Source organism: Arthrobacter sp. 05L45_2, from assembly GCF_056397525.1.
The window spans coordinates 1-5459 of record NZ_JBFTNO010000210.1; the positions used below are offsets into that span (position 1 = coordinate 1).

The 5459-nt window shown below is 67.5% G+C and carries 7 protein-coding genes and 1 pseudogene; all 8 read left to right on the forward strand.

The window, feature by feature from the left end; all coding sequences use genetic code 11:
* The first annotated feature begins 523 nt into the window (after window positions 1-523).
* Window positions 524-1747, forward strand: coding sequence for a CpaF family protein (locus tag AC1DHD_RS13825; protein ID WP_476880267.1), 1224 nt, complete (start codon window positions 524-526; stop codon window positions 1745-1747).
* Window positions 1747-2601: a type II secretion system F family protein gene (locus AC1DHD_RS13830; RefSeq protein ID WP_476880268.1), complete on the forward strand. Its 855-nt coding sequence runs from the start codon at window positions 1747-1749 to the stop codon at window positions 2599-2601. The genes AC1DHD_RS13825 and AC1DHD_RS13830 overlap by 1 nt, the downstream gene beginning before the upstream one ends.
* Window positions 2598-3539, forward strand: a complete 942-nt coding sequence (locus AC1DHD_RS13835; protein ID WP_476880269.1) for a type II secretion system F family protein — start codon at window positions 2598-2600, stop codon at window positions 3537-3539. The genes AC1DHD_RS13830 and AC1DHD_RS13835 overlap by 4 nt, the downstream gene beginning before the upstream one ends.
* 136 nt (window positions 3540-3675) lie before the next feature.
* Window positions 3676-3867: a hypothetical protein gene (locus AC1DHD_RS13840; RefSeq protein ID WP_476880273.1), complete on the forward strand. Its 192-nt coding sequence runs from the start codon at window positions 3676-3678 to the stop codon at window positions 3865-3867.
* A 3-nt stretch (window positions 3868-3870) separates the two neighbouring features.
* The gene (locus AC1DHD_RS13845; protein ID WP_476880270.1) at window positions 3871-4269 is read left to right on the forward strand and encodes a TadE family protein; all 399 of its coding nucleotides are present in this window, start codon (window positions 3871-3873) and stop codon (window positions 4267-4269) included.
* Window positions 4250-4687 (forward strand): hypothetical protein, encoded by a 438-nt coding sequence (locus tag AC1DHD_RS13850; RefSeq protein WP_476880271.1) that lies wholly within the window; start codon window positions 4250-4252, stop codon window positions 4685-4687. The genes AC1DHD_RS13845 and AC1DHD_RS13850 overlap by 20 nt, the downstream gene beginning before the upstream one ends.
* Complete coding sequence (locus tag AC1DHD_RS13855) at window positions 4684-5142, forward strand: pilus assembly protein TadG-related protein (RefSeq protein WP_476880272.1); 459 nt, start codon at window positions 4684-4686, stop codon at window positions 5140-5142. Before AC1DHD_RS13850 ends, AC1DHD_RS13855 begins: the two co-directional genes overlap by 4 nt.
* A 48-nt stretch (window positions 5143-5190) precedes the next feature.
* Window positions 5191-5459: pseudogene (prfB, locus tag AC1DHD_RS13860) on the forward strand (peptide chain release factor 2); the annotation flags it as partial.

Below are 5459 nucleotides of genomic sequence, written 5' to 3' on the forward strand. Positions count from 1 at the left end.
CGACGGCGGCGCGGTGGCGGCAGCCGGGGAGGGCGCAGGTGCCGGGCTCGAGGCCGTTGCGGCGGCCGCTCCCGTCGGCGCCGGAGCTGGCGTCGCCGCGGGCGCTGCCGCAGGGTCCGCAACAGCGGGGGCTACCAGGCCGGGTCCCGCCATCAGGGAGACGGCCAACAATGCGCCTCCGACCCGGCTGCAGAGAAGACTCAGGGGTGGAAGTTGGGTCCGTTTCATTTGCCGCTCCGGAACAACACGCTCGTGGCAGTGTCATAGTGATCCCACGCCCAGTTGCCGTGGAGGAGGCTGCTGTCCGGGATGTGAGAATGTCTGACTTGTCGCGCCCACCCTAACACCGACGCAAAGGGCGATCCAGAGTGTCTGGTGTTACTAGTGGGGCAATTGTTATGAACCTGGGCCGAGGTTTTCCACATAGGAGCGGCCGCACCCTTGTTCGCCGGCGCGGGCCGCCCTAGCTTTAACCCAGTTGCACTGCCTCCGGCAGAGGGGCAGCGGTCATGTTGGGGGCACCGTGGAAGCTGTGCGCATCGTCGAGGACGAAGTCCGTGAGTTGATCCGTCGCCGCGGCCTGGATCCGTTGCGGCAAAGCGGTGAAGTCCGCCGCCTCGTGGAAGAGGCGATCAGCGACTACGACGAACGGGCCCTCCTGGCGCCGCTCCCGCCCATCGGGCCCCTGGACCAGGCCCGGCGGTTTGTCTTCGACGCCGTGGCCGGCTTCGGGGCGCTGCAGCCTTTACTGGATGACCCGGCGATCGAAGAGATCTGGCTCAACGCCCCGGACGAGATCTTCGTCGCGCGCAATGGTGAATCCGAACTGACCTCCATTGCCCTCACGGACCAGCAGGTCCGCAACCTCGTGGAACGAATGTTGAAGAGCTCCGGCCGGCGGCTGGACATTTCCTCGCCTTTTGTCGACGCTGCTCTTCCCGACGGTTCACGGCTGCACGTGGTTATCCCGGATGTGACCCGACAGCACTGGGCCATCAACATCCGCAAGTTCGTCGTCAAGGCAACCCGGCTTGAACACCTCGTGGAACTGGGCACGCTGACGCCGCAGTCGGCCCGATTCCTCGGGGCGGCCGTGGCAAGCGGGCTCAACATCCTGGTCTCCGGAGCCACCCAGGCCGGCAAGACCACCATGCTGAACTGCCTGGCAGCCAGCATCGGCACCCGCGAGCGCGTGGTCACCGTGGAGGAGATCTTCGAACTGCAGTTCCCGCTGCGTGACGTTGTCGGGCTCCAATGCCGGCAGCCGAACCTCGAGGGCGAGGGCGAGATCCCGATGCGCCGGCTCGTCAAAGAGGCCCTGCGGATGAGGCCGGACCGGCTGGTGGTCGGTGAAGTCCGCGAAGCCGAGAGCCTGGACATGCTGATCGCACTAAATTCCGGAATGCCAGGGATGTGCACCATCCACGCAAACTCCTCCCACGACGCCGTAACCAAGATCTGCACCCTGCCGCTGCTGGCCGGGGACAACATTTCCAGCGCATTTGTTGTCCCGACCGTGGCGTCCTGCATCGACCTCGTGGTGCACTGCAGCCGCCACCCGGGCGGCAGGCGGCAGGTGACGGAGATCCTTTCGTTGGGGCGCAGGGTGGAGAACGGCATTATCGAGTCGTCCATGGTCTTCGACATGCGCGGCGGGACGCTCGAGGCACAAGCGAACTCGATGCCCGCGGCGGAGAAGTTCGCCCGGTCCGGGTTCGACGTCGCCGCCTTGCTGGAGCCCCGCTGATGGCGCCGCTGCTCGGGGTCCTTGGGGGTGCAGGCCTGCTGCTGGTCTGGTGGTCCGCCTGGGAGCAGCCGCGCCCCCGGAAGCCCCGGACGCGGGTCAGCCGGCTGGAGGACCTGCTCCGTTCCGCCGGCATTGAAAAGGTCAGCCGGTTCGGCCTGCTGGCGACCTGCCTGGGCGTCGGCTGCTTCGTGACGCTGGTGTTTTTCGCCGCCACCCGGTCATGGGCCATCTCCGGCTGCTTTGGCCTCTTCGGCGGCTGGTTGCCGTTTGGTTTTGTGAAATGGCGAGCCCGCAAGCGCGCGGCCGTGCTCCGTGAGCTGTGGCCCGACGTCGTCGATCACCTGCGTTCGGCGATCCGGGCCGGGCTTTCGCTGCCTGAGGCGCTGATCCAGCTCGGAGACAAGGGCCCGGCAGAGCTGCGTCCCCTCTTCCGCGACTTCGGCGCGGACTACCGCTCCGGCGGCCAGTTCGATCCCGCCCTGAGCAGGCTGAAGGAACGGCTCGCCGATCCGGTTGCCGACAGGATCGTTGAGGCCCTCCGCCTGACCCGGGAGGTGGGCGGCTCGGACCTCGGCCGGTTGCTGGGCACACTCGCGGACTTCCTGCGCGAAAACGCCCGCACCCGCAGCGAACTCGAGGCCAGGCAATCCTGGACTGTCAATGCTGCCAGGCTCGCCGTCGCCGCCCCCTGGATTGTGCTGGTGCTGATGGCGAGCCGGCCGGAAGCCATCGCGGCGTACAACTCGCCGGTAGGTGCTGCCGTCCTGGTGGGCGGCCTGCTGGTCTCGCTGATCTCTTATGCCGTGATGCTGCGCATCGGGTCCCTGCCGCAGGATGAGCGGGTGCTCCGGTGAACGCGCTAACGGCTGGCTCGGTCGCGTGCGGCCTGGTGCTCGGCTGCGGCTTGTGGCTGTTCCTCCTGCGGCTCCCGTTCCTCCGGCCGGTCAACTTTACCGAGCGCATCCGGCCGCAACTGAAAGCGCACAACCTTGAGTCCCGGCTCCTGTACACGGCTCCGGGCAATGTCACGCCGTTCGGCCCGCTGGAGCGGATCCTGCGTCCTGCGATACACGACGCGGTGCGGAAGCTGGGCCGGCTTAATCCCGGATCATCGGCACTCAAGCGCCGGCTCGCCCGGGCGGGGAGCAGCAAAACGTCCGTGGATTTCCGCGCCGAGCAGGTGCTGTGGGGCGTCGGCGCATTTCTTGCCGCCGCGGCTATCGCGTTACTGGGCGGCGCGCTGGGCCGGCTGAACCCGTTGCTTGCGGTGTTGATTGTCCTTGGCGCGGGCCTGGCGGGGTTCCTCTTGCGCGACTATCTCCTTGGGACGCAGGTCAAGAAACGCGAAGCCAGGATGATGGCGGAGTTCCCGGGTGTGGCCGAGTTGATGGCGCTCGCCGTGAGCGCGGGGGAGAGCGCCACCGGCGCCCTGGATCGGGTATGCCGCAGGACGCATGGCGAACTGTCCAGGGAATTCACCCGCGTACTGGCCGACACCCGGGCCGGGAAACCCCTGGCCGACGCCCTGCAGGAGTTCTCGTCGAGAACCGAGCTGGGCCCGCTGGTCCGCTTCGTCGACGGGTTAATCGTGGCGGTGGAACGCGGGACACCCCTCGCCGACGTCCTTCGTGCACAGGCCCAGGACGTCCGGGACACCGCGAAGCGCGACCTTATGGAGTCGGCCGGACGCAAGGAGATCGGCATGATGGTGCCCCTCGTTTTTGGCGTCCTGCCGCTAACCGTGGTCTTTGCCGTGTTTCCGGGTCTGGCCGCCATCACCCTGGGGCTCTGAACGGGCGGCCGCAGTCACCGTATTAGACGAGTAAATGCAGTAAGCGCAGCACTCAAACAAAGGGAAGCATTCAAATAAAGGGGAAACAGTGAAGAACATCGGTTTAAGCACACGGACAGTGACGTGGTTGGTTGGCCTGGCGTTATGGCTGGCCGGTGCCACCCCGGGCCAATCACGCGGACAGCGCCACGAACACGAGCGTGGCGACGTGCCGGGCTGGGTGATGATTACCCTTATGTCGGCCGTCCTGGTCGCCGCGCTGCTGGCGATCGCCGGGCCCGCGCTCGAAGGGCTCTTCAACCAGGCGATGCAAAAAGTCGGGCAGTAGGCAATGGCTGCAGCCGGAGGCCAGCACCTTACCGGCGCGGAACGCGGCTCCGCCGTGGTGGACTTCGTCCTGGTCGGGGGACTGCTGACGTTCTTTTTCCTGGCCATCATCCAGCTCGCCCTCGTCCTGCACGTCCGGAACACACTGATCGACGCCGCTGCGTCCGGCGCCCGCTACGGCACCCTGGCGGACCGGGGCGCCGCCGACGCGGCAGGCCGCACCTCGCAGTTGATCGGCGTGGCGCTCACCCCGGACTTCGCCAGGGACGTCACCACCACCGAGACGAACTTCGCGGGCATCCGCACCCTCGAAGTCACGGTCCGCGCCCCGCTGCCCGTCATTGGGCTGATCGGGCCCCGGGACATGCTGGAGGTGAAAGGCCATGCCGCCATCCAGCCCTGACGACGACGCCGAGCGGGGCAGCGCCGTCGTCGAGTTCACCTTCCTGTCCCTGCTGCYGATGGTGCCGGTGGTGTACTTCATCATCACCGTCGGCCAGCTACAGGGCGGGTCCTTCGCCGTCGTCGGCGCCGCTGACCAGGCGGCCAAGGTCTACGTTGCCCAGCCCGACGCGGCCGGCGGCCGGGCCGCCGCCGCGGAAGCCGTCCGGCTGGCGCTCGCCGACTACGGGCAGCCGGAGCAGAACGCGAGCCTCGAAACCAGCTGCGTGCCCGCCGACTGCACGGCCCCCGGATCCGCCGTCACCGTCACCGTCCGGCTCACGGTGCCGCTRCCGTTCGTTCCCTTCGGTGACGCACTGCGGCTCGACGCCGGGCACCTCAGCGCCTCCGCCACCCAGATAGTCGGAAGATTCCGGTGACCCGCGCGGCACCGGACCGGGGTGGAGGTGAGGACGGGCAGCTGATGGTGCTGATCATCGGCTACGTGCTGGTGGCCATGCTGGTCACCGCGGTGGTGGCGGCCGCTTCCAGCGTGTACCTGGAACACAAGAAACTGCTCTCCCTCGCGGATGGCGCCTCGGTCGCGGCGGCGGACAGCTTCACGCTCGGCCAGCTGCAAAGCACCTCCGGTAACCCCACCGCGGTCCTCAACGGCGGCAGGGTGCGCAGCACGGCGGCTGACTACCTGAACCGCAACGGCGCATTCGCCCGTTTCAGCGGACTGGCCGTCTCGCCGGTGACGGGAAGCCCTGACGGGTCCACCGCCGTCGTGGTCCTGAGCGCGGCCGTCCATCCTCCGATCGTGAACTTCCTGGTCCCGGACGGCATCCGGATCGAGGCGACGTCGACGGCGCGGTCCCGGCTGACGCGGTGAGGGGTCAACGGGGAGCCGGGGCGGGGGATAGCGTAGGCTTGAAAAACCATGGCTAACATTGATTTTCCCGCAGAAATCCGCGCGCTGCGCGCCACGTACGCTTCGATCGAGAACGTTTCGAATGTCGAGGCGCTGAAGGAAGACATCGCCGAACTGAGCGAACGCGCCGGCGAGCCGAACCTGTGGGACGACCCCGCGGCCGCGCAGGTCATCACCTCCAAGCTCTCGCACAAACAGTCGGAGCTGGAGCGCCTGAACAAGCTGGCCGCCCGGATTGACGACCTCGAGGTCCTCGTGGAGCTGGGGCAGGACGAGGA

What these genes read in the sequence shown, in the direction of transcription:
- AC1DHD_RS13830 (WP_476880268.1), top strand. Translation starts at nt 1,747, where the DNA reads ATGGCGCCGCTGCTCGGGGTCCTTGGGGGTGCAGGCCTGCTGCTGGTC.
- AC1DHD_RS13845 (WP_476880270.1), top strand. Translation starts at nt 3,871, where the DNA reads ATGGCTGCAGCCGGAGGCCAGCACCTTACCGGCGCGGAACGCGGCTCC.